We start from the raw sequence: 24,794 nt of genomic DNA on the forward strand, positions 1-24,794 counted from the left end.
GCTGACGTCAGCCTGTCGTTGGCAAGGATGAGAAAGAGCCGGATAACTCCGGCTCTTTGCTCGTTTGGGCGGATGTAGGACAGACCGGCGCGATTTCGCCGGGCTGCTCAACCCGTTACCGGGCTGACGATCCAATCGGCATCAGGCGGCGCGTTCCGCCAATACGGTCAGGCCTTTGGCGTTGACCTCCGCGAAGCCGCCCTGGATCGCGATCGTTTCCGGCTGCGCGCCCTGCGTGCGGTAGACCGACAGTGCGCCGTCGCGCACCGTCGACATCAGCGGCGCATGGCCCTCCAGCACGCCGAAGTCGCCTTCGGTGCCGGGGACGACGACCATATAGACCTCCTCCGAGCGGACGAGCTTTTCGGGCGTGACGAGTTCGAAGTGGAGCATCGTTCTTTCTCCCCCCTCCCGCTTGCGGGAGGGGTCGGGGGAGGGCCTGTAAGGAGAGCGCCGGTTCAGGCCCTCCCCTAACCCCTCCCGCAAGCGGGAGGGGAATAACCGTTACGCCTCTGCGGCCAGCTTCTCGGCCTTGGCGACGACTTCGTCGATGCCGCCGACCATGTAGAAGGCCGCTTCGGGCAGGTGATCGTATTCGCCGTCCACCACCGCCTTGAACGAGCGGACGGTGTCCTCGATCTGCACGAATTTGCCGCTGATGCCGGTGAAGACCTCGGCGACGTGGAACGGCTGGCTGAGGAACTTCTGGATCTTGCGCGCCCGCGTGACCGTCAGCTTATCCTCCTCCGACAGTTCGTCCATGCCGAGGATCGCGATGATGTCCTGCAACGACTTGTAGCGCTGGAGCAGCGACTGGACCGCGCGGGCGGTGTCGTAATGCTCCTGGCCGACGACGCGCGGTTCGAGCACGCGGCTGGTCGAATCGAGCGGATCGACCGCCGGATAGATGCCGAGTTCCGAGATCGCGCGGTTGAGCACGGTCGTCGCGTCGAGGTGGGCGAACGACGTCGCCGGGGCCGGATCGGTAAGATCGTCCGCGGGAACGTACACGGCCTGCACCGAGGTGATCGAGCCCTTGTTGGTCGAGGTGATGCGCTCCTGCAGCGCGCCCATGTCGGTCGACAGCGTCGGCTGATAGCCCACCGCCGAGGGGATACGGCCGAGCAGTGCCGACACCTCTGCGCCCGCCTGGGTGAAGCGGAAGATGTTGTCGACGAAGAACAGCACGTCCTGCCCTTCCTGATCGCGGAAATATTCGGCGATGGTCAGGCCCGACAGCGCGACGCGGGCGCGGGCGCCCGGCGGCTCGTTCATCTGGCCGAACACCAGCGCGACCTTCGATCCTTCGCTGATCGGATTGCCCTCGGCATCCTTGGCGATGACGCCGGCGTCGAGGAATTCGTGATAGAGGTCGTTGCCCTCGCGGGTGCGCTCGCCGACGCCCGCGAACACCGAGGTGCCGCCGTGGCCCTTGGCGATGTTGTTGATGAGTTCCTGGATCAGCACGGTCTTGCCGACGCCGGCGCCGCCGAACAGGCCGATCTTGCCGCCCTTGGCATAGGGCGCGAGCAGGTCGATCACCTTGATGCCGGTGACCAGGATGGCGCTCTCGGTCGACTGGTCGACGAACAGCGGGGCGGAGGCGTGGATCGGCGCGCGCAGATCGGTCTGCACGGGGCCACGCTCGTCGATCGGCTCGCCGACGACGTTGAGGATGCGGCCGAGCGTCGCCGGGCCGACGGGCACGGAGATCTGCGTGCCGGTGTCGCGCACCGTCTGGCCGCGGGTCAGGCCCTCGGTCGCGTCCATGGCGATGGTGCGCACGGTGTTCTCACCGAGGTGCTGCGCGACCTCGAGCACCAGGCGGTTGCCGTTGTTGTCCGTCTCCAGCGCCGACAGGATGGCGGGCAGGTTATCGGGGAAATGCACGTCGACGACCGCGCCGATGACCTGCGCGATGGTGCCGGTGGTGTTGCTGCTGCCCGTCGACTGGGTCGGGCGGATGTCGTCTGCGGCGGTTGCCATGGCGGTTCTTCCTGCTTCGGATTCGTTAGAGCGCTTCGGCGCCGGAAATGATCTCGACCAGCTCGGTCGTGATCGCGGCCTGGCGGGTGCGGTTGTACTGGATCGACAGGCGGTTGATCATGTCGCCCGCGTTGCGCGTCGCATTGTCCATCGCGTTCATGCGGCTGCCCTGTTCGGAGGCGCCGTTTTCCAGCATCGCGCGGAAGATCTGGATCGCGACGTTGCGAGGCAACAGGTCGGCGAGGATCGATTCCTCGTCGGGCTCGTATTCGACCACCGCGCCCGCGCCGGAGCCTGCGGAAGTTGGCGAAGTTGCCACTACGTCCCCCTTGGAATCGCCCACCGCGACCGGGATGATCTGCTGGCCGACGGGCTCCTGCACCAGGGCCGAGACGAACTTGGCGTAGAACAGGTGCGCGACGTCGAACTCGCCGGCGGCATAGCGGGCGAGCAGGTCGTCGGCGACCTCGCGGGCCTGGGTGAAGCCCAGCGCCTTGTGGCCGCCCAGCTCATGGTCGGCGAGGATCGCGTTCGAGTAGAAGCGCTTGAGCACGCGCCCCTTCTTGCCGGCGAGATAGAAGCGCACGGTCTTGCCCTGCGCCTCCAGCTCCTCGGCCTTGCGGCGGGCGGCGCGGACGATGTTGGTGTTGAACGCACCGGCAAGGCCGCGCTCAGAGGTCGCGACGACGAGCAGATGCACCTGGTCCTTGCCGGTGCCCGACAGCAAAGGCGAGACGTTGGCGCCGCCGGCGAGCTGACGCGACAGGCTGGCGACGACCGCCTCCAGCCGCTCGGCATAGGGACGGCCGGCCTGCGCCGCCTCCTGCGCGCGGCGCAGCTTGGCGGCGGCGACCATCTTCATCGCCTTGGTGATCTTCTGGGTCGACTTGACCGAGTTGATCCGAACTTTGAGGGCCTTCAACGACGCCATTGTGGTCCTTCATGTGTCCCCGCGAAGGCGAGGACCCAGTACTGGGCTCCCGCCTTCGCGGGAGCACATTGCACGGTTACGCGAACGTCTTCGCGAATTGGTCGAGCGCGGCCTTCAGGCCGGCCTTCGCCTCGTCGCCGAGATCGCGCGTCTCGCGGATCTTGGTCAGCACGCCGGCGTGATTGGCGCGCAGGTCGGCGAGCATCGCCGCCTCGTAGCGCACCACGTCCTGCACCGCGACGGTATCGAGATAGCCGTTGGTGCCGGCGAAGATCGACGCGGTCTGCTCCTCGAAGGGCATCGGGTTGAACTGCGCCTGCTTCAGGAGCTCGGTGAGGCGCGCGCCGCGGTTCAGCAGCTTCTGCGTCGAGGCATCGAGGTCCGAGCCGAACTGCGCGAACGCCGCCATCTCGCGATACTGGGCGAGCTCGAGCTTGATCGAGCCCGACACCTTCTTCATCGCCTTGGTCTGCGCGGCCGAGCCGACGCGGCTGACCGACAGGCCGACGTTGATCGCCGGGCGGATGCCGGCGAAGAACAGGTCGGTTTCGAGGAAGATCTGGCCGTCGGTGATCGAGATCACGTTGGTCGGGATGTAAGCCGACACGTCGCCCGCCTGCGTCTCGATGATCGGCAGCGCGGTGAGCGAGCCCGAACCGTTCGCCTCGTTCATCTTCGCCGCGCGCTCGAGCAGGCGGCTGTGCAGGTAGAAGACGTCGCCCGGATAGGCTTCGCGGCCCGGCGGACGGCGCAGCAGCAGCGACATCTGGCGATAGGCGACCGCCTGCTTCGACAGATCGTCATAGACGATCAGCGCATGCATGCCGTTGTCGCGGAAATATTCGCCCATCGCGCAGCCGGTGTAGGGCGCGAGGAACTGGAGCGGCGCGGGGTCCGACGCGGTCGCGGCGACGACGATGGAATAGTCCATCGCGCCATTCTCTTCCAGCGTGCGGACGAGCTGCGCCACCGTGGAACGCTTCTGGCCGACCGCGACGTAGACGCAGTAGAGCTTCTTCGATTCGTCCGACCCGGCGTTGACGCCCTTCTGGTTGATGAAGGTGTCGATGGCGACGGCGGACTTGCCGGTCTGGCGATCGCCGATGATGAGCTCACGCTGGCCGCGGCCGACGGGAACGAGCGCGTCGATCGCCTTGAGGCCCGACTGCATCGGCTCGTGCACCGACTGGCGCGGGATGATGCCCGGCGCCTTCACCTCGACGCGGCTGCGCTGGTCGCTGACGATCGGCCCCTTGCCGTCGATCGGGTTGCCGAGACCGTCGACGACGCGGCCGAGCAGGCCCTTGCCGACCGGCACGTCGACGATGGTGCCGGTGCGCTTGACGGTGTCGCCCTCGCGGATCTCGGCGTCCGAGCCGAAGATCACGACGCCGACGTTGTCGGCTTCGAGGTTGAGCGCCATGCCCTGCACGCCGTTGGCGAATTCGACCATCTCGCCCGCCTGGACGTTGTCGAGGCCGTAGATGCGCGCGATGCCGTCACCGACCGACAGCACCTGACCGGTTTCCGAGACCTGGGCCTCGGTGCCGAAGTTGCTGATCTGGTCCTTGATGACCTTTGAGATTTCTGCGGCGCGGATATCCATGGATTAGCCTTTCATCGCGCTGGCAAGCGCATTCAAGCGGGTGCGGATCGAGGAATCGATCATCTGGGAACCGATGCGGACGACGAGGCCGCCGAGCAGCGAGGGATCGACGGTGAGGTCGACCGACACGTCGCGGCCGACGCGCTGGCGCAATTGCTGCTTCAGCTCGGACACCTGATCGTCGGTCAGCGGATGGGCGCTGGCGACCTCTGCGGTGGTTTCGCCGCGATGGCGGGCGGCAAGCTGGCGGAAGGCGCGGATGATCGCGGGCAGCTGGCCAAGGCGGCGATTCTCGGCGAGGACGCCGAGGAAATTGCGGGTGGTAGCGTCGAGCCCGAGCGTATCGGCGGTGGCGAGCACCGCCTTCACCGCGGCGCCGCGCGCGACCAGCGGGCTGACCGTCAGCTCGCGGAAGTCGGCGCTGCCGGCGAGCGCATCGCGGACCTGCGCCAGGCTCGCCTCGACCGTGTCGATGCTGCGGGCGTCGCGCGCCAGCTCGAACAGGGCGAGCGCATAGCGTCCGCCCAGGCTCGCCTGGATACCGCCGCTCAAATTACCGGTGGATGTCTCCACGGAGTCGAAGTCCTCGTGCCGAATGTTGGCCCATGGGGAAGAGGGCGCGCAAACGCGCACCTTTTATGGGTGGCGGGCGGCTAGCATGGGGGGGGCGGGAAGGCAAGTCGAGCGAGTCGAGGGGACGCACGACAGTTTGCGCAGGACTCGTTCAGGATCGGGGGCGTAACGATGATGGCGGCACGAGGAGAGGCGATCATGCGGTGGTGGCTGGCGTTGGGGATCGGTGCGATGCTGTCCGGCCCGGCGGCGGGCGAGACGCTGCGGGTCGAGGGCGTGTTCGCGGCACAGGCGCGCGAGGCGAGCTTCCTGCCGACGATCGCGGTCGGCCCGATCGGCGGGCGCGAGGGCGAGGCGCTGGGCGAGGCGATCGAGCGGCAGCTCGGCAAAATGGGGGCGGACGGCCTGCCGCATGTGCAGCTGGTCCCGCCGTCGCTGCGCCCGGACGGGCTGCTGACCGGCGATACGGGGATCGACGTCGACGACAGCGACTATACCGAGGCCCGCGAACGCTGCACCGAGAAGAAGGACGGCAAGTGCGTGGCGAAGCAGAAGTATCGCGTCGCCTGCGTACGGCGGACGATCGCGTTGCACGCCGACCTGCGCATCGCGCGGACGGGCGGCCCCTCCCCCTACAGCACCACCAAGACTCGCGAGGACCGGTCCGACTGGTGCGCGGATCGCGGCGTCGCCACCGATGTCGGCTTCACCGCGGGATCGATGACCGAATCGATCGCCGCGGAGGTGCGGCTGGACCTCGCACCGCACGCCGAACGCTACACGATCCGCGTGCAGGAATCGCGCGACGGCCTGCCGCCCGATGCGGCGGCGCGGTTCCGCGAGGCGGTGCGGCTGACCAAGCACGATCCGCAGGCGGCCTGCGCCGCCTTTGCCGAGGTGGACCGGATGGCGCCCGACCATGGATCGACGATGTTCAACCTGGCGCTCTGCGCCGAAGCCGCCGGCCGCTATGCCGAGGCCGGCGACCGCTACGCCCGCGCCCGGCTGTTCGCGCCCAAGGCGGGCAGCGAGGTGAGCAAGGGGCTGGGCCGCGTCGGGGCGCTCGCGGCAGGGGCGGAGGATGTCGCCGCCCTGCGCAGGCGGCCGCCGGTGCGCGGCACCGGCTTCTGAGCCGCCGGCGCGGGGGGAAAGCTTTTGAACGCAAGACGCGGGATGAGGCGGCCGCGGCGGCCTGCTAATCACGGGGCATGAGCGAGATCGATCAGGATGCGGCCTGGGCCGCCTTCGCCCGGCGCGACCGGGAACGCGACGGCAGCTTCGTCGCGGCGGTGCGGACCACCGGCATCTATTGCAAGCCGAGCTGCCCCGCCCGCCATCCGCGGCGCGAGAACGTGCATTTCCTCGACGATGGCGCGGCGGCGCGGGCGGCGGGCTATCGCGCCTGCCTGCGCTGCCAGCCCGATGCGGTGGCGCGCGACAGTGCGGCGGTGGCGCGCGCGGTGGCGCTGATCGAGGCGGCCGACGGCGGCGTCGCGCTCGCCGACCTGGCGGCGGCGGTCGGCTATGCGCCGCATCATTTCAGCCGGCTGTTCAAGCGCGCGACCGGCGTGACGCCGGCCGCCTATGCGCGCGGCCAGCGGGCGGCGCGGGTGGCCGATGCCCTGGGACAGGAGGGAAGCGTGACCGATGCGATCTACGCCGCAGGCTATGGCGCGGCGAGCCGCTTCTATGCCGATGGCGCGCGGCGGCTGGGGATGAGCCCCAGTGCCTGGGCGGGCGGCGGCGCCGGCGTGACGATCCGCTGGACGATCGCCGCCACCAGCCTCGGCCCGCTGCTGGTCGCGGCAACCGACAAGGGGCTGTGCCGCGTAGCCTTCGACGAGGATGACGGCGCGCTGGCGGCGCGATTCCCCCGCGCGACGATCGTGGCGGGCGATCCGGCCCTGGAGGCCTGGGCCGCGGCGGTGGTGGCGCTGGTCGAGACGCCCGGCCGCGATGCCGCGCTGCCCCTCGACGTGCGCGGCACCGCCTTTCAGGAGGCGGTGTGGCAGGCGTTGAAGACGATCCCCGCGGGTGAGACGCTAAGTTATGCCGAGCTCGCCGCCGCCGCCGGCCGCCCGGGTGCGGTGCGCGCGGCGGGAACGGCGTGCGGCGGCAATCCGCTGGCGGTGGTGGTGCCGTGCCACCGCGTGACGCGCGGCGACGGCGCGGTCGGCGGCTATGCCTGGGGGCCGGAGCGCAAGCAGGCGCTGCTGGAGCGGGAGCGGACGCGGGGGTAGCGCACCGGCGCTGACGGACGGAGAGGTGCCGTCAGTCCCCCGCGTCGGTCGGCCGTTTCATGCCCGCCGCACTCATCGCGGCGGTGCCCGACTTGCCGGCATCCAGCTGCTTCAACAGCCTGACCGCGGGATTGTCGGCGCCGCTGTGCGCCGAATAGGCGAGCGGGCGCAGCGCGGTGCGCGCCTGTTCGGTCTTGCCGTCGACGAGCGATTGCATGGCATAGGCATAGCCGACGCTTTCGTCCTGCGGCACCAGTTCGTGCGCGCGGGCGAGCGCGGCCTTGGCATTGTCGGTCGGCACCACGCCGGCCATGCCGAAACTGGAGTAATAGAGCAGCAGCGCATAGGCGTCGTCGGTGTCGAGCTTGTTCGCCTTCAGCAGCCAGCTGCGCGCTTCGCGCCAGACCTCCGGGTCCTTCGCCTTGGCCGCGCGCGCGCGGCGCAGGTGCACCTGCGCCTTGTAGACTAGGGCCTGCGCCGAATTGGAATCGAGCGCCAGCGCCCGGTCGGCGGCAGCCTCGGCCAGGTCGTTGCGCCCCGCGTCCAGCGCCATCTCGGCAAGCCAGCCCTGCACCACCGGATCGTCGGGATAATGGTCGCCGATCGGGATCGCCTTGGCGAGGATCGGCTGCGCCGTCTCGCGGTTGACGCCGCGATCGGAGCGCATGCGCAGGCCGATCATCTCCTTCTCGCCCGGCCGTAGCGGGCGCATCGTCACCTGCGGCGCGGGCAGGCGTTCCAGCGGGATCCTGTAGGCGGGCAGCGTTGACTTGCCGAGATAGCCGTCGAGCGCCTTGTTCAGCGCGCGCAGGTCGCCGAACGCGGCGGTGGCCGCCTCGGCGCCGGGTTTCCCCTGATTGAGCGCCTTGAGGTACGTCATGAATTGGGCGCGCCGCTCGGGGTTGAGCGTGATGTAGTGGGTGAGCAGCCAGCCGCGCGCATAGAGCGACGAGACCTGATCCTCCGACATCTTCGCCCGGTCCATCGCGAACAGCTGCTGCGCGGACAGGCCCCTTTGCTGGAGCAGGCTGTACGCGCGATGCTGCGCGGCGGCGCCGACCCAGACGACGTCCTTGTCGAAGCGCGCCGTCGACAGGAACTCGGCATAGCCCTCCGCATACCAGGCGGGCAGCGCGGTGTTGCTGTTCCCAAGCAGGATGTGATGGGTATATTCGTGGAACAGCACGATCTGTGGCTTGAGATCGTCGTCGCTACCGCGCGCCGGCGTAAAGGCGACCGAGCCGCTGGCGCGGCCATCGTAGAAGCCGGCGATGTTCTGCCCCCCTGCCCCGAACAGGCGCTGCACCGCCGCGTCGTTGCCGACGACATAGACGGTCAGCTTGTTCGAGCCGTCCTCTTCCCGATCGGGCATGGCGTGGAAATAGCGGATCAGGCTGTCGAACCGCTCCAGCTGCTCGGCTTGGCGGCGGACGGAGCCGGCATCGCCGTTGGCATAGAGGACGAAATGCTTCGACGATGCCTCATACCATTCCGCATGCCCCGGCGCCGCCATGGCCAGCGCCGCTGCCGCACCCGCGATTCGCCACCCCTTGAACCCCATGCAACCCCTCCCCCAATTCGGACAGGTTAGCCGCAGGCGTGAAGGCTGTCAGCCCGCCGGGCGGCAGGCGTAGACGAGTTTTTCGTTGGGCAGCGGCGGCAGGGCGGCGCGGATCGCCGCCTGGGTCTGGGCGAGCCGGTCGATCGTGGCGGGATCGATGCTGCAGCGGTCGGCGGCGGGTTTGCCGGCGAGGTCGCGCAGCTGCCGCATCGCCTGCGCGCCGAGCATGTAGCGCGTGTCGGTGTAGCGGCGCGTGACCGGATCGAAGACCTTTACCGACACCGTCTGTTCGTCCTGCGGCACGCTGATCCGTTCCCACGTCTCGCCGGCGGGGCGATATTGCACCCGGCCGTCCGCGCAGCCGCTGCGCCCCCAGCGCAGCGGCACGTCGCCGGTCGACGACACGGTGACGCGGCTGCTGTCCGGCTGGAACACGCAGACCAGCTTGCCCAGCGGGGCGTTGGGCACCGCCTGGCGGGTGACGGAGGCGGCCGGCGGCAGTTCGGGCTCGCCCGAGGGGCGCAGCACGAACACGATCACCGCCACGACCATGCCGAGCCCGCCGGCGCTCGCCGCCCACAGCGCATGGCGGCGGCGGCCGCGCGATTCGAGCAGTCCCGCGCCGCCGACGCCGAGCGCGCCGAGCACCAGCAGCACGCCGGCGATCGCCATCACATTCTCGCGCCGGGTCTGCGCCGCATCGCGGGCGCGCGACAGCGCGGCCTCGCGCAGCGCGGTCGCCTGCGCCGCGGCATCGCGCTGGCGGCCGAGGGCATCGGCGCGCGCTCGCGCCTCCGCCTCGCCATCCTCGCGCAGCCGCTCCTCGATCGAGGTGCAGGGGGTGCCGACCGTGGCGAAGGGCTGCTTGGCTTCGCGCAGGAAGGCGGCGAGCTGGGTGTCGGCGATCGCGAAGCCGAACGGGCTGTCGCCGTCCTCGCCGCGCGTGATCGCCGAGTTGATGCCGATCACCCGGCCGCAGCGGTCGAGCAGCGGCCCGCCCGAATTGCCGCGCGCGATATTGGCGGTGTGCAGCAGCACCTCGACGCCGGTCAGGCTGCGCCGGCCGGAAAAGACGCCCTCCGATCGTACCGGCGAAGTCGGCCGGATGTAATCCGCGGCCGATCTGGCGGTGGCGAGGTCGACGTTGCCCGGATAGCCGAGCGCCACCACCGGATCGCCCTCGCTCACCGGCCCGGTATAGAGCGTCGCCGGCGGCAGCGTCGCGCCGGTGAATTCGATGAGGGCGAGGTCCGCATGCGAATCATAGGCGATGACGCGCCCCTGGTAGCTCTTGTCGCCTTCCGACGGCACGACGCCGACGACGACATTGTCCGGATAGCGTTCGGCCAGGTCGACGACATGCGCGTTGGTGACGATGCGGTTGGGCGCGATCGCGACACCGCTGCCGTGGCCGAAGCCCACCACCTGCCCGTCGACCACCGCGATGGTGACGACACGCACCACGCCGCGCGCGGTCGCGCCGATATCGTCGGCGAGCGCCGGACCGGCCCAGCATAATGCGAAAAGGAGAAGCAGGAGCCGCCGCATGGCGTGCCCTCCGAACGGCAGCGCGTCGCCGCTGTCAAGCCGGGCCGCACCGGCCGCGGGCGGGTTTGGTTAGGAAAATGTCAAACTCTGCCCCGTACCCCTCCGCACAAGGTTTGCGAGGTAAGGCATGAGCGCGTTCGGACGCCGCAGCAACATGGGCAGCAATATCGGCGGCGCGCAGCCCGCGCGTCCGGCGTTCGGCGTCGCACGCCCGATGCAAGGCGGCGGCATCCAGCGCCCCGACGAGCCGGCACCCGGCAGCCAGTTCCCGCCGATCGAGGCGCTGCCGCTGCCCGGCGAGGACATGCTGCCCGGCACGATGCCCGCCGGCACGCTGGACGCGATGCAGCGCCTGACCGACCGCCAGAACGCCAGCGGCGAGGCGGGCAACAGCCGCGGCGAGGGCTTCGAGGCGTCGATCCACAAGATCAAGGAACAGGTGCTGCCGCGCCTGCTCGAACGCGTCGATCCCGAAGCCGCCGCGACGCTGGGCAAGGACGAGCTGGCCGAGGAATTCCGGCCGATCATCGGCGAGGTGCTCGCCGAGCTGAAGCTGACGCTGAACCGGCGCGAACAGTTCGCGCTGGAAAAGGTGCTGGTCGACGAACTGCTCGGCCTGGGGCCGCTTGAGGAGCTGCTCGCCGATCCGGCGGTCAGCGACATCATGGTCAACGGCCCAGACCAGACCTATGTCGAGCGCAAGGGCAAGCTGGAGCTCGCGCAGATCCAGTTCCGCGACGAGGAGCATCTGTTCCAGATCGCGCAGCGCATCGTCAATTCGGTCGGCCGCCGCGTCGACCAGACGACGCCGCTCGCCGACGCCCGCCTGAAGGACGGGTCCCGCGTCAACGTCATCGTGCCGCCGCTGTCCCTCAAGGGCACGGCGATCTCGATCCGTAAGTTTTCCGCCAAGCCGATCACGCTCGACATGATGGCGGGCTTCGGCAGCATGTCGCCCAAGATGGCGACCGCGCTGAAGATCGCGGGCGCCAGCCGGTTCAACGTCGTCATCTCGGGCGGCACCGGCTCGGGCAAGACGACGATGCTCAACGCCCTGTCCAAGATGATCGACCCGGGCGAGCGCGTGCTAACGATCGAGGACGCGGCCGAACTCCGCCTGCAGCAGCCGCACTGGCTGCCGCTGGAAACCCGGCCCGCCAACCTCGAAGGGCAAGGCGAGATCAGCATCCGCGACCTCGTCAAGAACGCGCTGCGTATGCGCCCGGATCGCATCATCCTGGGCGAAATCCGCGGCAGCGAATGTTTCGACATGCTCGCCGCGATGAACACCGGCCATGACGGATCGATGTGTACGCTCCACGCCAACTCCCCGCGCGAGGCATTGGCCCGCATGGAGAACATGGTGATGATGAGCGACATCAAGGTGCCCAAGGAGGCGATCAGCCGCCAGATCGCCGATTCGGTCGAGCTCATCATCCAGGTGAAGCGCCTGCGCGACGGATCGCGCCGCGTCACCAACGTCACCGAGGTGATCGGCATGGAAGGGCCGGTGATCGTGACGCAGGAACTCTTCAAGTTCGAATATCTCGACGAGAGCGCCGACGGCAAGATCATCGGCGAATACCGCTCGATGGGCTTGCGCCCCTATACGCTGGACAAGGCGAAGCAGTTCGGATTCGACCAGGCGTTTCTGGAGGCGTGCCTGTAGGGGCGCACGCGCCCTCTCCCACCCCGGAAGCCGGGATGGCCCTGCGGCCGTGAACCAGTCTAGGGATGGACGCGATGCGTTTCCTCCTGCCGCTCGCCCTGTTCGCCAGCCTTGCCGCCCCCGCCGTCGCGCAGGGGCAGCGGGAGGGCGTCGTCACGCTGTCGGCCGACAGCGAGGCGCGCTGGGTGCCGTTCGACCTGACGCCCGGCAACCAGATCCGCTTCGCCGCGACGCTGGATGGCCGGCCCGTCACCGCGATCCTCGATACCGGCGTCAGCTATTCGGTGCTCGCCAAGGGCTCCGCCGCCGCCGATGCCGCTCGCACCACCGCCAATGGGCAGGCGACCGCGATCGGCGGGGCCGGCAACGGTGCCGTGGCGATCGGCTGGCAGGCGACGCGCACGCTCGGCATCGGCGGGCTGACGCGGACCGGCGGCGGGGTGACGGTCGCCGACCTGCCCGCACTCGCCACCGGCAGCGCGCGGGCGGTCGACCTGCTGATCGGGCGCGACGTCACCGGCGGCCAGGCGCTCGACATCGATTATGCCAACCGCCGGTTCCGGCTGATCCCGTCGGGCCGGCTGCCGTTCGTCGGTGCGCTGGCGCCGCTGTCGGTGTCGGCGGGGCGGCGCGTGTACGAAAGCGCGGTGTCGATCGGCGGCAGCCGGGTGGCGCCGGTGATCGTCGACACCGGCGACGGCTCCGCGCTGACCCTGTCAGCCGCGGCGGCGAAGACCGCGGGCGTCGACCGGCTGCCGGCCACCACCACCGTGTCCTTCGGGCTTGCCGGCGAGACGGTGAGCACGCTCGCCATCCTGCCGGCGGTGACGATCGGCCAGCAGACGATCCGCAACGTCGAGACGCGCGTCGAGCCGGCGGGCGGATTTTCGGAGATGATCGGCGTCGCGGGGCGGATCGGGTCGGGACTGTTGCAGAATTATCGGGTGCTGCTCGATCCCGCGGCCGGACGGATGGTTTTGCAACCCGGCCCCAAGGCGGACGAGGCGCCGCTGCGTTCGACCAGTGGCCTGCTCGTCGGGCTGGAGCGCGATCGGCTGAAGGTATTGCACGTCATGCGCGGCGGGCCGGCCGCTGCGGCGGGCTGGCGGCCGGGCGACCTCATCTGTCGCATCGACGGCCAGCCGATCGGCGCCGATTATCCGACCAGCGCGCTCGCCAAATGGTCGATCGGCGCGCCGGGGACGGTGGTGCGGCTGGGCCTGTGCGACGGATCGACGCGGCTGCTGACGCTGGCGCGGTTCTACTGAGCAAGCTTGGTTGACGCGAAGACGCGAAGAGGCTGGGGCGCGAGAGCTGCTCGTCCACCTCTTCGGTCGACGAGACGCTTCGCGCAGCAAAACCTCTCTGCGCCTTCGTGCGATCTCGAAGCTACCGCGTATGCAGCCCTATGCTCACCAGCAGGATCGTCGCGAGCAGCGCCGCCATCTGCACGGTGCGCCAGTCGACCCAGCCGACCCGGTCGGGATCGTGCCGCAACCGGCGGCGGCGATCGGCAAGGGCCGCGACGACCGCCAGCAGCAGCGCCGCGCCGGCGCTCCAGAACATCACCGGCATCGGGTGGTGCTCAGCCGAGCTTCTCGACCTTGTCCTGCAACCGCGTCAGCTCGGCCTTCAGCGCGGCGATCTCGTCGTCCTTGCTGGCGGCGGGTTGCGGCGCAGCAGGCGCGGCAGGCACGGTCGGGGTCTGGAAGGCATGCGCCGCCGCCTCGAACATCTGCATGTTGCGCTTGGCGATCTCGGCGAAGGGGGAATGGGCGAAGGCACCCTCGACCGCGGACTTGAACTGTTCCTGGTTGCGGCGGAAACTGTCCATCGACGCTTCGAGATAGCCCGGCACCATCGCCTGCATCGAATCGCCGTACATCGCGATCAGCTGGCGCAGGAAGCTGACCGGCAGCATCGTCTGGCCGCGGCTTTCCTCTTCCATGATGATCTGGGTGAGCACGTTGTGGGTGATGTCGTCGTCGGTCTTGGCATCTACGACCTTGAAGTCGCGGCCTTCGCGGGTCATCGTCGCGAGATGCTCGAGCGTGATGTAGGACGAGGTTTCGGTATTGTAGAGGCGCCGGTTGGCGTATTTCTTGATGATGACGACGCCGTCGCTCGGCTGCTGCTTCTTCATACGGCTCCCCTACCCGTAACGGTATCCGGTCCATGACCGATCCCGATGCTACGCCTCAATTTTCTGCACCGCAACACGGGCCGCGGCCGCTGCCCCTGTTCCTCGACATGCTGCGCAGCGAAACCGCAGCAGAACCCGACCGGATGAGCGCGGCGATGGCGGGGCTGCGCGCGTATCAGAACGCCCCCCGCCCCGCCCCGCCGGCACCGATGCCGGCGCTCGCCACTGCCGGCCGTGCGACCTTGCGCTATTATGGCGGGCGCGGGCGGATGGTGGTGTTCGTGCCCTCGCTCATCAACCCGCCCGCGATCCTCGACCTGGGCGAGGCATCGCTGGTCCGGTGGATGGCGGCGCAGGGTTTCCGCGTCGCGCTGGTCGATTGGGGCGCACCGGGCGCCGCCGATCGCGACATGGACATGACCGCGCATATCGAGGCGCTGCTGGCGCCGCTGATCGAGCAGCTGGACGCACCGCCCGTGCTGGTCGGTTATTGCCTGGGCGGCACGATGGCGCTGGCGGCGGCCGCGGCGACGCCCGTCGCGGGGCTCGCGACGCTCGCCGCGCCGTGGCATTTTGCCGGCTATGGCGCCGCCAGCGGCGCGATGCTGAAGATGTGGGAGGCGGCGCGACCGACCGCCGAGGCGCTGGGCGTGCTGCCGATGGAGGTGTTGCAGGCCGGCTTCTGGCGACTCGACCCGGCGCGCACCGTGGCCAAGTACGAATCCTTCGGCCGACTCGATCCCGACGGTGCGGCGGCGCATGCCTTCGTCCGGCTGGAGGATTGGGCCAATGCCGGCGAGCCGCTGCCGCTGGGTGCGGCGCGCGACCTGTTCGATCGCTTCGTTGCCAGCGATGCGCCGGGAAAGGGCGCCTGGACGGTGCGCGGAACGGCGGTTTCGCCGCACGTGCTCGCCTGCCCCGCGGTGGAATTCGTCTCCGCCACCGACCGTATCGTTCCCGCGGCCACCGCCGCCGGCCTCGCCGACCGCCGCGACCTGGCGCTCGGCCATGTCGGCATGATCGTCGGCGGCCGGGCACGGGCGATGCTGTGGGAGCCGCTGGCGCACTGGATCGCGAGCCTGCCCGCGGCTAGGGTCTGATCCACTGACGTGGAAGATCCAGCTGAGCTGGATCGGACCTACGAATCGCCCCGCACAAGGAGAGCATCATGACCGAGATCGTCGTCACCGCCGCCAAGCGTACCCCTGTCGGCAGCTTCCTGGGCGCCTTTGCCGCGACGCCGGCGCACGAGCTGGGCCGGATCGCGATCCAGGCGGCGCTGGAGCAGGCGGGCGTCGCCGGCGAGGACGTGTCGGAGGTGATCCTGGGCCAGGTGCTCACCGCGGCGCAAGGGCAGAACCCGGCGCGCCAGGCATCGATGGCGGCTGGCATTCCCAAGGAGGTGCCGGCCTGGGGCGTCAACCAGGTATGCGGGTCGGGCCTGCGCGCGGTCGCCCTCGCCTGCCAGGCGATCCAGACCGGCGATGCGACGATCGTCGTCGCCGGCGGGCAGGAGAGCATGTCGCTGTCGCCCCACGCGCAGACGATGCGCGGCGGCACCAAGATGGGCAACGTCAGCCTGGTCGACACCATGGTCAACGACGGCCTGACCGACGTCTTCAACGGCTATCACATGGGCATCACCGCGGAGAACCTCGCCGAGCAATATCAGGTGACGCGCGGCGAGCAGGACAGCTTCTCGGTCGCCAGCCAGAACCGCGCCGAGGCGGCCCGCGCCGCCGGCCGCTTCAAGGACGAGATCGCGCCGGTCACGATCAAGGGCCGCAAGGGCGACACGGTCGTCGCCGATGACGAATATATCCGCGCCGGTGCGACGCTGGACAGCGTCAGCGGCGTGCGGCCCGCCTTCAAGAAGGACGGCACCGTCACCGCCGCCAATGCCAGCGGCCTCAACGATGGCGCCGCGGCGCTGGTGCTGATGAGCCGCGAAGAGGCCGAGGCGCGCGGCGCCCCCGTGCTCGCCACCATCCGCAGCTGGGCGAGCGCCGGCGTCGACCCGTCGGTGATGGGCATCGGCCCCGTGCCCGCCAGCAGGAAGGCGCTGGAAAAGGCGGGCTGGGGCGTCGCCGACCTCGACCTGATCGAGGCCAACGAAGCCTTTGCCGCGCAGGCGCTGTCGGTGTGCAAGGAACTGGGCCTCGACCCCGACAAGACCAACGTCAACGGCGGCGCCATCGCCATCGGCCACCCGATCGGCGCGAGCGGCGCGCGCGTGCTGACCACGCTGATCTACGAAATGCAGAAGCGCGATGCCAAGAAGGGCCTGGCGACGCTGTGCATCGGCGGCGGCATGGGCATCGCGATGTGCGTGGAGCGGTAAGAGGCGCGCTGCCCCGTCCTGTCCTGACCGCCGCCCGATGACGGCGGATCGGCAGGCCGGCCTTACCGCAACCGTTTGAAATGCTTCGGGCAAGACCGGCATCGGGGATGCCCGTCTTCCCGTTTCGATGCACCCGATGGCGGCCGCGCCGGAATGCCGCGGCCGCCGTCTCGCCCGATCGGGCGGCATCAGCCTCGACCGGGCTTCGACAGACTCGGCATGCATGGCTGCCTGTGCGTTGCGGGGCAGCCGCCGTGCGGCACGATCGTGCGCAGCATTGATTTGAGCGCATGAGCGCCGACCGGCCCCGACGCTTGCCTATGCGGTACGGCTGAACGGCTTCGCGATCCGTAGCGCATTCGCCGCCTTGGCGCGTCGCGCCGACCAGCAGGAATTTCACCGTTCTTCGACCGTCTCGCCGCGGCCACGGGCTGAGGTGGTTGCCGGCCTCAGCCGCCCGCAACCTCGCAGCCGCTAAACGACGGATTATGACAATAGCCCTTCTGTAATGTTGCAGTGCGAACACAACCGACGGGAAAAGTGTATTTTTTTATTGCACGGCCGGGTTAGAACGTTGCGAATTAGGTCAATATCCGGTCAGATGCCCTTCTTGGTAGCGCGCGAACAATGTGCGCCCCAACAGGGGGATATCCATGATTTCTAGGTACCTTACGGCCACGGCGCTCGCGTCCCTGACGCTCCTGGCGGCGCCGACGTTTGCGCAAGAAGTACAGACCCAATCCGGCACGGCAGCAACCTCGCCGACCTCGCCGGACGCAGGCGTGGATCAGCAGCAGAGCGATCAGGCGACCGAACAGACGAACGACAAGGAGATCATCATCACCGGCTCGCGCATCCGCGTGAGCAACAAGTTCGATGCGGCGATCCCCGTCGAGACGGTGACCACGGCGGAACTGCTCGGTACGCGCGGCGACATTTCGCTGGGCGACGCGGTCAGCCAGCTGCCGCAGCTGCGCACCACCTTCACGCAGGCGAACTCGACCGGCAGCATCGGCACCGCCGGCCTCAACCTGCTCGACCTGCGCGGTCTCGGCACGTCGCGTACGCTGACCCTGGTCAACGGCCGCCGCGTCGTCACCGCCGTTCCGGGCAGCTACACGCCCGACGTCAACACGCTGCCGTTCGATCTGGTGGATCGCGTCGATCTCGTCACCGGCGGCCAGTCGGCCGTTTACGGTTCGGACGCAATCTCCGGCGTCGTCAACTTCATCCTCAAGCGCGATTTCGAGGGCACCCGCGTGCGTGCGCAGGGCGGCGCCACCGGCTATGGTGACCGCGGCACCTACCTGCTCAGCGGCATCACCGGCTCCAACTTCGCCGACGGCCGCATGAACCTCACCGTCTCGGCCGAATATTCGCGGTCGAACCCGGTGTTCTACGAGGATCGCCCGTACCTGGGTGCGTACGGCGGCACGCCCGGCTTCATCACCACCCAGTCGACCGCCGCGCCCAACCGCAACTTCGACGGCGTGCCCAACACCGGCTTCGTCAACCGCGGCATCGTGTTCGGCAACCGTTCGATCGGCGGCACCGTCGTCACCACCTGCCCGACGACTGCCACGGCGGCCAATGCCGCGCAGCGCGCCGCCATCTGCACCGGCCAGACGTCGCCGACCGGCGGCGCGATCGCCTACAACTATCTGTTCCAGCCCGACGGTTCGCTGCTGCGCGATTCGCCGTCGACCACCGGCCTCGTCGACAATCGCGCGATCGGCGGCGGCGTGCTCTTCGGCGGCACCGCGACGGGCGTCGAGGGTGCGATGCTGCTCCCCGGCCTGGACCGCTTCCTGGCCAACATCCTGCTCAACGGCGACTTCTCGCCTGCGTTCAAGCCGTTCGTCGAGTTCAGCTTCGCCAACATCAAGGCGACGCAGCAGTCGACGCAGCCGAGCTTCACGGGCGGCACGCTGACCAGCACGTTCAGCGTCAACAACCCGTTCCTGTCGCCGGCCGCACGCGCGACGCTGGGCACGATCCTGGCACCGGGCGCGACTTCGTTCACGCTCAACCGCTTCAACAACGATCTCGGCACCCGCGCCGAGTTCCACACCCGCCGCACCTATCGCGGCGTGATCGGCGCGCGTGGCGACATCAGCGAATGGGGCAACATCGCCTACGAGGTCGCGGCCAATTACGGGCGGACCGAAAACTATTACCGCACCGGCGGCAACGTGCTGCTAGCCAATTACGGACGTGCGGTGAATGCGGCGCTGGCGCCGGCGGGCTACAGCGGCTCCAACTTCGTGCTCAATTCGCAGAACCAGCGCGTGGTCTGCGCGGTCAACGCCAATGCCAGCACGGCGGACGACGATGCGAACTGCGTCCCGCTCAACCTGTTCGGCCAGAGCGCGGCCGATCCGCGGGCGACCAACTACATCCTCTATACCTCCAGCCGGAACCAGTGGGCCGAGCAGATCGATGCGACCGCCTTCATCTCGGGCGACACCAGCGGCTTCCTGAGGCTGCCGGGTGGTCCGATCTACTTCTCGGTCGGTGGTGAATACCGTCGGGAAGACGCCTTCTCGGGCCAGGATCCGGTGACCGCCTCCGGCGCCACCTTCCTCAATCCGGCGGCGACCTTCGATCCGCCGGCGGTGAACATCAAGGAAGCCTATGGCGAATTGCGCGTGCCGCTGCTCGCCAACATCCCCTTCATCCACGAACTGACCCTCGAAGGGGCGGGTCGCGTCTCGGATTACGGCGGTCAGACGGGTTCCGTCTGGGCGTGGAACGCCGGCGCGATCTGGGCTCCGGTGCGCGACCTGCGCTTCCGCGGCACGTTCTCGCGTTCGGTGCGCGCACCGAACCTGACCAACCTCTACGCCTCGCAGGCGCAGACGTTCGTCAGCGTCGCCGATCCGTGCGACCAGCCGGGCGGCACCAATTCGGGCAACAACATCACCGCCAACCCGAACCGCGCCCGCAACTGCGCCGCCGCCGGCATCCCGACGACGATCACCTTCACCGATCCGACCTCGGGTGCGCAGCTGATCCGGCCGTGGACCAACCAGTCGCCGTCGACGATCCCCGGCGTCAACCAGGGCAACATCGGCCTGGTCCCGGAAATCGGCTACAGCTTCACGGCCGGCATGGTCTATCAGCCGCAGCAGGTTCGCGGCCTGACGTTCAAGGTCGATTACTACAACATCCGGATCAAGAACGTCATTTCCGGCCTGACCGGGCAGCAGATCATCAACCGCTGCTATGACGACGCGAACGGCATCAACAACTCGTTCTGCGCCGCGGTCTTCCGCCGTCAGTCGTCCGACCCCGTCCAGAACAACACGTTCCTGGGCCAGACCGGCCGTACGATCGACCAGTCGCAGTTCACCTTCGACCGGGCAGGCAACGGCATCAGCTTCATCAACCAGCCGTTCAACTTCGCCCAGCTGAAGACCAAGGGTATCGACTTCGACACCAGCTATTCGCATCGCTTCAACGAAAGTGCCTCGCTGAACGTCAACCTGACGGTCAGCTATGTCATGGATCGCCTGAACTATGCGTATATCGCCGAACCCAACCGGTATGATCGCCTCGACAGCACGCTGGGCGACCCGAAGTGGCAGGGCCGCTTCAACGTCAACGGCAAGCTGGGCATCATCGATTTCGGCTACACCGCGCGCTACATCGGCAAGCAGATCGTCTCCGGCCTCACCTACGAGACCTTCTTCGCGTCGCAGGGCCGCCCGGCGCTGAACCCGGATGCCCGTCCGTTCGTCTATTATGATCCGGTCATCTATCACGATGCCCGCATCGGCCTGAACGCGACGGACAAGTTCCGCTTCTACTTCGGCATCGACAACATCTCGAACGAGCTGCCGCCTTACGATGCCACGGGTATCGGCTCGATCGCGGGCGACGGTGTGTTCCCGAACATCGGCCGCTTCTTCTACGCGGGCGTCGAAGCACGCTTCTGATCGATCCGATCATCGACCATCAACTGGAGCCGCCTCGCAAGAGGCGGCTCTTTTTCTATCCCCACACCCGCGCGTAGCGCTGGCCCAGGCCGGTCAGCAGCTCGTATTGCGAGAGGCCGCTCGCCGCCGCCGCGGCCGGCAGGGCATAGTCGATTGCCACCCAGTCGCCCTCGGCGAGCGAAGGGGCGGCGCTCACGTCCAGCGCTACCAGGTCCATCGAGACGCGACCGATCACCGGCAGGCGCCCCCCTTCGGCGGTGCCCCGGTCGGAGAACGCGCGCAGGTAGCCGTCCGCATAACCCAGGTTGACGATGGCGACCGCCGTCTCGCGCGGGGCGGTCCAGGTGGCGTTGTACCCTACCGTCGCGCCGGCGGGCACGGTGCGGCGCTGGAGGATCTGGGTTTCGGGCACGACGACCTGGCGGATCGCCGCCATGCCCTCGCTGCGCGGCACGCCGCCGTACAGCGCGAGGCCCGGACGGGTGAGATCGAAGGCATAACCGGGGCCGAGCGCGATGCCGGCGGAATTGGCGAGGCTCATCCGCTGCGCGCGCGTGACGCCGGCGAGGCTCGCGAAGGCGGCGCGCTGGGCCGCGTTCATCGGGCTGTCCTCGTCGGCGCAGGCGAGGTGGCTGAGCAGCGTATGCATCGCCAATCCGTCGAGCAGGCCGGCGCGCACCCCGTCGGGCGACACGCCCAGCCGGTTCATGCCGGTATCGACCATCACGTCGCAGGCGCCGCCGCCCGCCGCGCGCCAGCGCGCGACCTGCGCGTCGGTGTTGAGCACCGGGCGGGCGATGCCGGCAAGCGCGAGCGGCATGTCTTCCGCGCGGACGCCGTGCAGCACCGACAGCGGCAGGCGCAGCGGCGCGAGCCGCTCGGCCTCGGCCCAGGTGGCGACGAAGAAGTCACGGCAGCCTGCGGTGGCGAGGTGCTGCGCGACCTCGGTGGCGCCGAGGCCATAACCATTGGCCTTGATCGCCGCGCCGCAGGCGGCCGCCCCGCTCATCCGGTCGAGGGTGCGCCAATTGTCGGCAAGCGCGGCGGCGTCGAGGCGGAGGCGGAGAGGTGCGGTCACGCCCACGCGCATAATCGCGCCGACGCTGCACGTCGATGCTTGGCGGGATCAGTCGATCCTGGCGTTCAGTCCGATCCACAGGGTGCGCGGGCTGGCGCGCTCGACGATGCCGTTGCCGCTGATCCCCGCCTCGATCCGGGTATCGGTGACGTTCTCGGCGCGCGCCTCCAGCGTCAGCCGGTGGGTGAGCGGCAGGGCGGCAAAGCCGTCGAGCGTCGTCGCGGGGGCGAGGCTGCGGCTGTTCTGGTCGTCGTCGAACTGGCGGGCGACGTGGCGCAGCGTCGCCGACAGGGCCGCCCGCTCGCGGCGCCAGCCGAGCGTCGCCGACACGATGTCGCGCGGGCTCTGCGCCGGGCGGAGGCCGTCGAGCGCGGCGGCCGCGCCGCTTGCCCGAACCCGCGCATCGACGTGGCTCCACGAGGCGAGCGCCTCGATCGCGCCGAGGGTGTAGCGCGCATCCACCTCCAGCCCGGTCGAGCTGATCGCATCCAGGTTGCGCCGCACGCGCGAGGCGCTGGTCGGCGTGGTCGAGAGGGTGACGTTGGCGATGCCATCCTCCAGCCGGTCGTGGAACACGGTGGCGGCCAGGCTGACGCGCGCGGCGGGCGCCAGCGTCAGGCCGGCTTCGATGCCGGTCAGCCGCTCGGGCGCGAGCGCGGCATTGGCGGCGGTGACGTCGTTGCCGACGCGGAACGGGCGGTAGAGTTCGTTGAGCGTCGGCAGCCGCCAGCCGCGGTAGCCGGCGGTGCGCAGCGTCACGCCGGGCGTCACCCGCCATGCCGCGCCGATCCGGCCGGTGAAGGCGCTGCCATTGCGGTTCGCGAAGCGGGTATCGGTAAGCGCCGCCCCGCCGGCGATCGGCGTTTCGCGCAGGAAGCCGTTATCGATCCGCCACCGGTCGACGCGCGCGGCACCGGTGAGCAGCAGATCGCCGATCGCGACGCTGCCGTCGGCGAACAGGCCCTGCGTCAGCGTCTCGCCACCCGCGATACGCAGCCGGGTCGGGGTGCCGGCGACGAAGGTGAAGCGCTCCTGCGTCCGCCCCGACACCGCGCGCGTATCCGCACCCAGCCGCAGGTCGACACCGCTGCCGACCGGCGGGCGCAGTTCCAGCCGGGCGCCCGATCCGGTCGCCGGGGTATTATACTGGTCGAGCGACTGGCTGACGGTGGTCCGGCTCGCGTTGACGCTGGCGAAGCTGGAGGCGAAGGTGCGGGTCTGGAGATAGGCGAGCGCCGACCAGCCCCAGCGGCCGCGCCCGACGAGGCGCAGGCTGGCATCGGCGCCCTCCGACCGGTTTTGCGTGAAAGCGGTGCCGCGTTCGCGATTGTCGGTGAAGCCGCTGACATTGGCCTGCAATTCGGTGGCGGGGGCGATCGTCACCACCGTGCGCAGCGCGGCAGACGCCTGTTCGTAGGGTGCGCGCCGGTCCACCGGGCCGCGGCTCTCGGCCACCGTCGGCACGAAGCCGTCGCCGCGGGCGTAGGCCGCCGACAGCGTCGCGAAGCCGGCATCGCGGACCAGCGCGGCGGAGCCCTGCGCCTCCACCGAATCCCGGCTACCGTAGAACAGCCGTGCCTCCAGCGGCGCAAGATCGCCGGGCGCGGCGCTGTCGAGCTCGACGGTGCCGGCAAGCGCGCCCGGCCCGAAATAGCCGCTGCCGCCGCCGCGCGTCACCCGCACCTGCCCCAATCGCCCGGTCGCATAGGCGGGGAAGGCGACCCAGCCGCCGAACGGATCCGCCTGCGGCACGCCGTCGAGGATCAGCAGCGCCCGGCTGGACGCGTTGCCGCCGAGGCCGCGCAGGTTGATCCCCTGGCTGGTGGGATTGGCGCTGCGGCTGTCGGAGCGGCGGAACTGTTGCAGGCCGGCGATATCGGCGAGGACGCTTTCCAGGCGGGCGCTGGCATTCGCCTGCAACCGGTCGCGATCGATCGTGACGACGGCGAGCGCGCGTTCGCCCGGCGACGCGGGCAGGCCGCGTCCGGTGACGACGATATCCGGCCCGGCGGGTGCGGCCGTGGGCGCGTCGGTCTGTGCCGCCGCGGGTACGGCGATGAGGATGACCGGGGCGGCCAGCAGGGCGGCGGGGAGCGGAGGGCGCATCGCGCCTCCCATGCCGCTTTTGCCTCGCGCCGCAACCGGAAGGCTGCAAAAACCTCGTTAACCCATATCGATGCCGGGAACGGGGCGGCACGCGATCGGTTGGCGGGGCGTACCCCAGGAGCTTGCCATGACCGATCGCCCCACCCCGCCCTATCCCGAGCAGCAGCAGGCCATTCCCGGCCGCACCGATGCCATGGATCCGCGCCCGGACCATGGCGAGACGAGCTACACCGGATCCGGCAAGCTGACGGGCAAGGCGACGATCGTCACCGGCGGCGACAGCGGCATCGGCCGCGCCGTCGCACTCGCCTTCGCAAGGGAAGGCGCCGACGTGCTGATCGCCTATCTCGACGAGCATGACGATGCCGCCGAGACGCAGGCACTGATCGAACAGGCGGGGCGGCGCGCGTTGCTGGTGCCGGGCGACCTGTCGGACGCGGCGCATTGCCGCAACGTCATCGACCAGGCGGCCGACGCCTTCGGGAGGATCGACGTGCTGGTCAACAATGCGGCGCACCAGCGCACCTTCGAGAAGCTGGAGGACATTCCCGACGACGAATGGCAGCTGACCTTCGCCACCAACATCCACGCGATGTTCTATCTCGCCAAGGCAGCCGTCGCGCACATGGGCGAAGGCGCATCGATCATCAACACCACCTCGATCAATGCGCAGGATCCAAGCCAGCAGTTGCTCGCCTATGCGACCACCAAGGGCGCGATCTACAATTTCACCGCCGGCCTCGCCCAGATGCTCGCCGATCGCAAGATCCGCGTCAACGCGGTGGCACCGGGGCCGGTATGGACGCCGCTGATCCCGTCGACCATGCCGCCCGAGGCGGTGAAGACCTTCGGCCAGAATACGCCGCTTGGTCGCGCCGCGCAGCCGGCAGAACTGGCGCCCGCCTATGTGCTGCTGGCGAGCGACGAGGCGAGCTACATCACCGGCGCGACGATCCCGGTCACCGGCGGACGCCCGTTTCTGTGATCGCGATCGGGCCGGAGCGGGAACGATCCGGCCGCTGCCGCGCTTGGATCATGGTCAGGAGACGCCTGCCCATGACCCCCGCGATGCCC

19 protein-coding genes are annotated in these 24,794 nt (G+C 69.3%); 8 read left to right on the forward strand and 11 right to left on the reverse strand.

The window, feature by feature from the left end; genetic code table 11:
• Nucleotides 1-141 precede the first annotated feature (141 nt).
• From AC4GY7_RS11250 to AC4GY7_RS11270, 5 genes are all read right to left on the reverse strand, one after another.
• Nucleotides 142-393 (reverse strand): ATP synthase F1 subunit epsilon, encoded by a 252-nt coding sequence (locus tag AC4GY7_RS11250; protein WP_443583297.1) that lies wholly within the window; start codon nt 391-393, stop codon nt 142-144.
• A gap of 111 nt (nt 394-504) precedes the next feature.
• Nucleotides 505-1,986, reverse strand: coding sequence for a F0F1 ATP synthase subunit beta (gene atpD, locus AC4GY7_RS11255; protein WP_443583298.1), 1,482 nt, complete (start codon nt 1,984-1,986; stop codon nt 505-507).
• Between the two features lie 25 nt (nt 1,987-2,011).
• The gene (locus AC4GY7_RS11260; protein ID WP_491113959.1) at nt 2,012-2,917 is read right to left on the reverse strand and encodes a F0F1 ATP synthase subunit gamma; all 906 of its coding nucleotides are present in this window, start codon (nt 2,915-2,917) and stop codon (nt 2,012-2,014) included.
• A gap of 76 nt (nt 2,918-2,993) precedes the next feature.
• Nucleotides 2,994-4,523 (reverse strand): F0F1 ATP synthase subunit alpha, encoded by a 1,530-nt coding sequence (atpA, locus tag AC4GY7_RS11265; RefSeq protein WP_491113962.1) that lies wholly within the window; start codon nt 4,521-4,523, stop codon nt 2,994-2,996.
• 3 nt (nt 4,524-4,526) lie between these two features.
• A complete protein-coding gene (locus tag AC4GY7_RS11270) occupies nt 4,527-5,075 on the reverse strand; it encodes a F0F1 ATP synthase subunit delta (protein WP_491114665.1) in 549 nt (182 codons plus the stop codon).
• A 219-nt stretch (nt 5,076-5,294) separates the two neighbouring features.
• Between AC4GY7_RS11270 and AC4GY7_RS11275 the strand changes: the two genes are divergently transcribed.
• Both AC4GY7_RS11275 and ada read left to right on the forward strand, forming a co-directional pair.
• A complete protein-coding gene (locus AC4GY7_RS11275; RefSeq protein ID WP_491113965.1) occupies nt 5,295-6,227 on the forward strand; it encodes a hypothetical protein in 933 nt (310 codons plus the stop codon).
• Between the two features lie 77 nt (nt 6,228-6,304).
• Nucleotides 6,305-7,336, forward strand: a complete 1,032-nt coding sequence (gene ada / locus AC4GY7_RS11280) for a bifunctional DNA-binding transcriptional regulator/O6-methylguanine-DNA methyltransferase Ada (RefSeq protein ID WP_491113968.1) — start codon at nt 6,305-6,307, stop codon at nt 7,334-7,336.
• Between the two features lie 31 nt (nt 7,337-7,367).
• Here the strand turns inward: ada and AC4GY7_RS11285 are convergent, their stop codons facing one another.
• Entirely contained in the window at nt 7,368-8,897 is a 1,530-nt protein-coding gene (locus tag AC4GY7_RS11285; protein ID WP_491113971.1) for a tetratricopeptide repeat protein, read from the reverse strand.
• Between the two features lie 48 nt (nt 8,898-8,945).
• Nucleotides 8,946-10,445, reverse strand: coding sequence for a S1C family serine protease (locus AC4GY7_RS11290; protein ID WP_491113974.1), 1,500 nt, complete (start codon nt 10,443-10,445; stop codon nt 8,946-8,948).
• 127 nt (nt 10,446-10,572) lie between these two features.
• Here AC4GY7_RS11290 and AC4GY7_RS11295 point away from each other — a divergent pair, with 127 nt between their 5' ends.
• Nucleotides 10,573-12,114 carry a TadA family conjugal transfer-associated ATPase gene (locus AC4GY7_RS11295; protein WP_491113977.1) on the forward strand — a complete coding sequence of 514 codons (1,542 nt, stop codon included), beginning with the start codon at nt 10,573-10,575 and terminating at the stop codon, nt 12,112-12,114.
• A 74-nt stretch (nt 12,115-12,188) separates the two neighbouring features.
• The gene (locus AC4GY7_RS11300) at nt 12,189-13,382 is read left to right on the forward strand and encodes an aspartyl protease family protein (RefSeq protein WP_491113980.1); all 1,194 of its coding nucleotides are present in this window, start codon (nt 12,189-12,191) and stop codon (nt 13,380-13,382) included.
• 121 nt (nt 13,383-13,503) lie between these two features.
• On the opposite strand, the gene AC4GY7_RS11305 is transcribed toward AC4GY7_RS11300, so the two are convergent.
• Together AC4GY7_RS11305 and phaR are read right to left on the reverse strand one after the other, a co-directional pair.
• Complete coding sequence (locus tag AC4GY7_RS11305) at nt 13,504-13,689, reverse strand: hypothetical protein (RefSeq protein WP_443583307.1); 186 nt, start codon at nt 13,687-13,689, stop codon at nt 13,504-13,506.
• A gap of 10 nt (nt 13,690-13,699) precedes the next feature.
• Complete coding sequence (gene phaR / locus AC4GY7_RS11310; RefSeq protein ID WP_443583308.1) at nt 13,700-14,257, reverse strand: polyhydroxyalkanoate synthesis repressor PhaR; 558 nt, start codon at nt 14,255-14,257, stop codon at nt 13,700-13,702.
• 32 nt (nt 14,258-14,289) lie between these two features.
• Here phaR and AC4GY7_RS11315 point away from each other — a divergent pair, with 32 nt between their 5' ends.
• From AC4GY7_RS11315 to AC4GY7_RS11325, 3 genes are all read left to right on the forward strand, one after another.
• The gene (locus AC4GY7_RS11315; protein WP_491113984.1) at nt 14,290-15,357 is read left to right on the forward strand and encodes an alpha/beta fold hydrolase; all 1,068 of its coding nucleotides are present in this window, start codon (nt 14,290-14,292) and stop codon (nt 15,355-15,357) included.
• 68 nt (nt 15,358-15,425) lie between these two features.
• Nucleotides 15,426-16,598, forward strand: coding sequence for an acetyl-CoA C-acetyltransferase (locus AC4GY7_RS11320; RefSeq protein ID WP_491113987.1), 1,173 nt, complete (start codon nt 15,426-15,428; stop codon nt 16,596-16,598).
• Between the two features lie 782 nt (nt 16,599-17,380).
• On the forward strand, nt 17,381-20,536 hold the full coding sequence (locus AC4GY7_RS11325; RefSeq protein ID WP_491113990.1) for a TonB-dependent receptor domain-containing protein: 3,156 nt from the start codon (nt 17,381-17,383) through the stop codon (nt 20,534-20,536).
• 55 nt (nt 20,537-20,591) lie between these two features.
• Here the strand turns inward: AC4GY7_RS11325 and alr are convergent, their stop codons facing one another.
• Both alr and AC4GY7_RS11335 read right to left on the reverse strand, forming a co-directional pair.
• The gene (gene alr / locus AC4GY7_RS11330; RefSeq protein ID WP_491113992.1) at nt 20,592-21,614 is read right to left on the reverse strand and encodes an alanine racemase; all 1,023 of its coding nucleotides are present in this window, start codon (nt 21,612-21,614) and stop codon (nt 20,592-20,594) included.
• Nucleotides 21,615-21,662: 48 nt separating this feature from the next.
• Nucleotides 21,663-23,720, reverse strand: coding sequence for a TonB-dependent receptor (locus AC4GY7_RS11335; protein WP_491113995.1), 2,058 nt, complete (start codon nt 23,718-23,720; stop codon nt 21,663-21,665).
• A gap of 127 nt (nt 23,721-23,847) precedes the next feature.
• On the opposite strand from AC4GY7_RS11335, the gene AC4GY7_RS11340 reads away from it, so the two are divergent.
• Nucleotides 23,848-24,705, forward strand: coding sequence for an SDR family oxidoreductase (locus tag AC4GY7_RS11340; RefSeq protein ID WP_491113998.1), 858 nt, complete (start codon nt 23,848-23,850; stop codon nt 24,703-24,705).
• Nucleotides 24,706-24,794: the final 89 nt, after the last annotated feature.

It is taken from the genome of Sphingomonas sp. SP5 (assembly GCF_058313455.1).

Coding starts and splice junctions, on each gene's coding strand:
- AC4GY7_RS11250 (WP_443583297.1), bottom strand. CDS start 393: ATGCTCCACTTCGAACTCGTCACGCCCGAAAAGCTCGTCCGCTCGGAG.
- atpD (WP_443583298.1), bottom strand. CDS start 1,986: ATGGCAACCGCCGCAGACGACATCCGCCCGACCCAGTCGACGGGCAGC.
- AC4GY7_RS11260 (WP_491113959.1), bottom strand. CDS start 2,917: ATGGCGTCGTTGAAGGCCCTCAAAGTTCGGATCAACTCGGTCAAGTCG.
- atpA (WP_491113962.1), bottom strand. CDS start 4,523: ATGGATATCCGCGCCGCAGAAATCTCAAAGGTCATCAAGGACCAGATC.
- AC4GY7_RS11275 (WP_491113965.1), top strand. CDS start 5,295: ATGCGGTGGTGGCTGGCGTTGGGGATCGGTGCGATGCTGTCCGGCCCG.
- ada (WP_491113968.1), top strand. CDS start 6,305: ATGAGCGAGATCGATCAGGATGCGGCCTGGGCCGCCTTCGCCCGGCGC.
- AC4GY7_RS11285 (WP_491113971.1), bottom strand. CDS start 8,897: ATGGGGTTCAAGGGGTGGCGAATCGCGGGTGCGGCAGCGGCGCTGGCC.
- AC4GY7_RS11290 (WP_491113974.1), bottom strand. CDS start 10,445: ATGCGGCGGCTCCTGCTTCTCCTTTTCGCATTATGCTGGGCCGGTCCG.
- AC4GY7_RS11295 (WP_491113977.1), top strand. CDS start 10,573: ATGAGCGCGTTCGGACGCCGCAGCAACATGGGCAGCAATATCGGCGGC.
- AC4GY7_RS11300 (WP_491113980.1), top strand. CDS start 12,189: ATGCGTTTCCTCCTGCCGCTCGCCCTGTTCGCCAGCCTTGCCGCCCCC.
- AC4GY7_RS11305 (WP_443583307.1), bottom strand. CDS start 13,689: ATGCCGGTGATGTTCTGGAGCGCCGGCGCGGCGCTGCTGCTGGCGGTC.
- phaR (WP_443583308.1), bottom strand. CDS start 14,257: ATGAAGAAGCAGCAGCCGAGCGACGGCGTCGTCATCATCAAGAAATAC.
- AC4GY7_RS11315 (WP_491113984.1), top strand. CDS start 14,290: ATGACCGATCCCGATGCTACGCCTCAATTTTCTGCACCGCAACACGGG.
- AC4GY7_RS11320 (WP_491113987.1), top strand. CDS start 15,426: ATGACCGAGATCGTCGTCACCGCCGCCAAGCGTACCCCTGTCGGCAGC.
- AC4GY7_RS11335 (WP_491113995.1), bottom strand. CDS start 23,720: ATGCGCCCTCCGCTCCCCGCCGCCCTGCTGGCCGCCCCGGTCATCCTC.
- AC4GY7_RS11340 (WP_491113998.1), top strand. CDS start 23,848: ATGACCGATCGCCCCACCCCGCCCTATCCCGAGCAGCAGCAGGCCATT.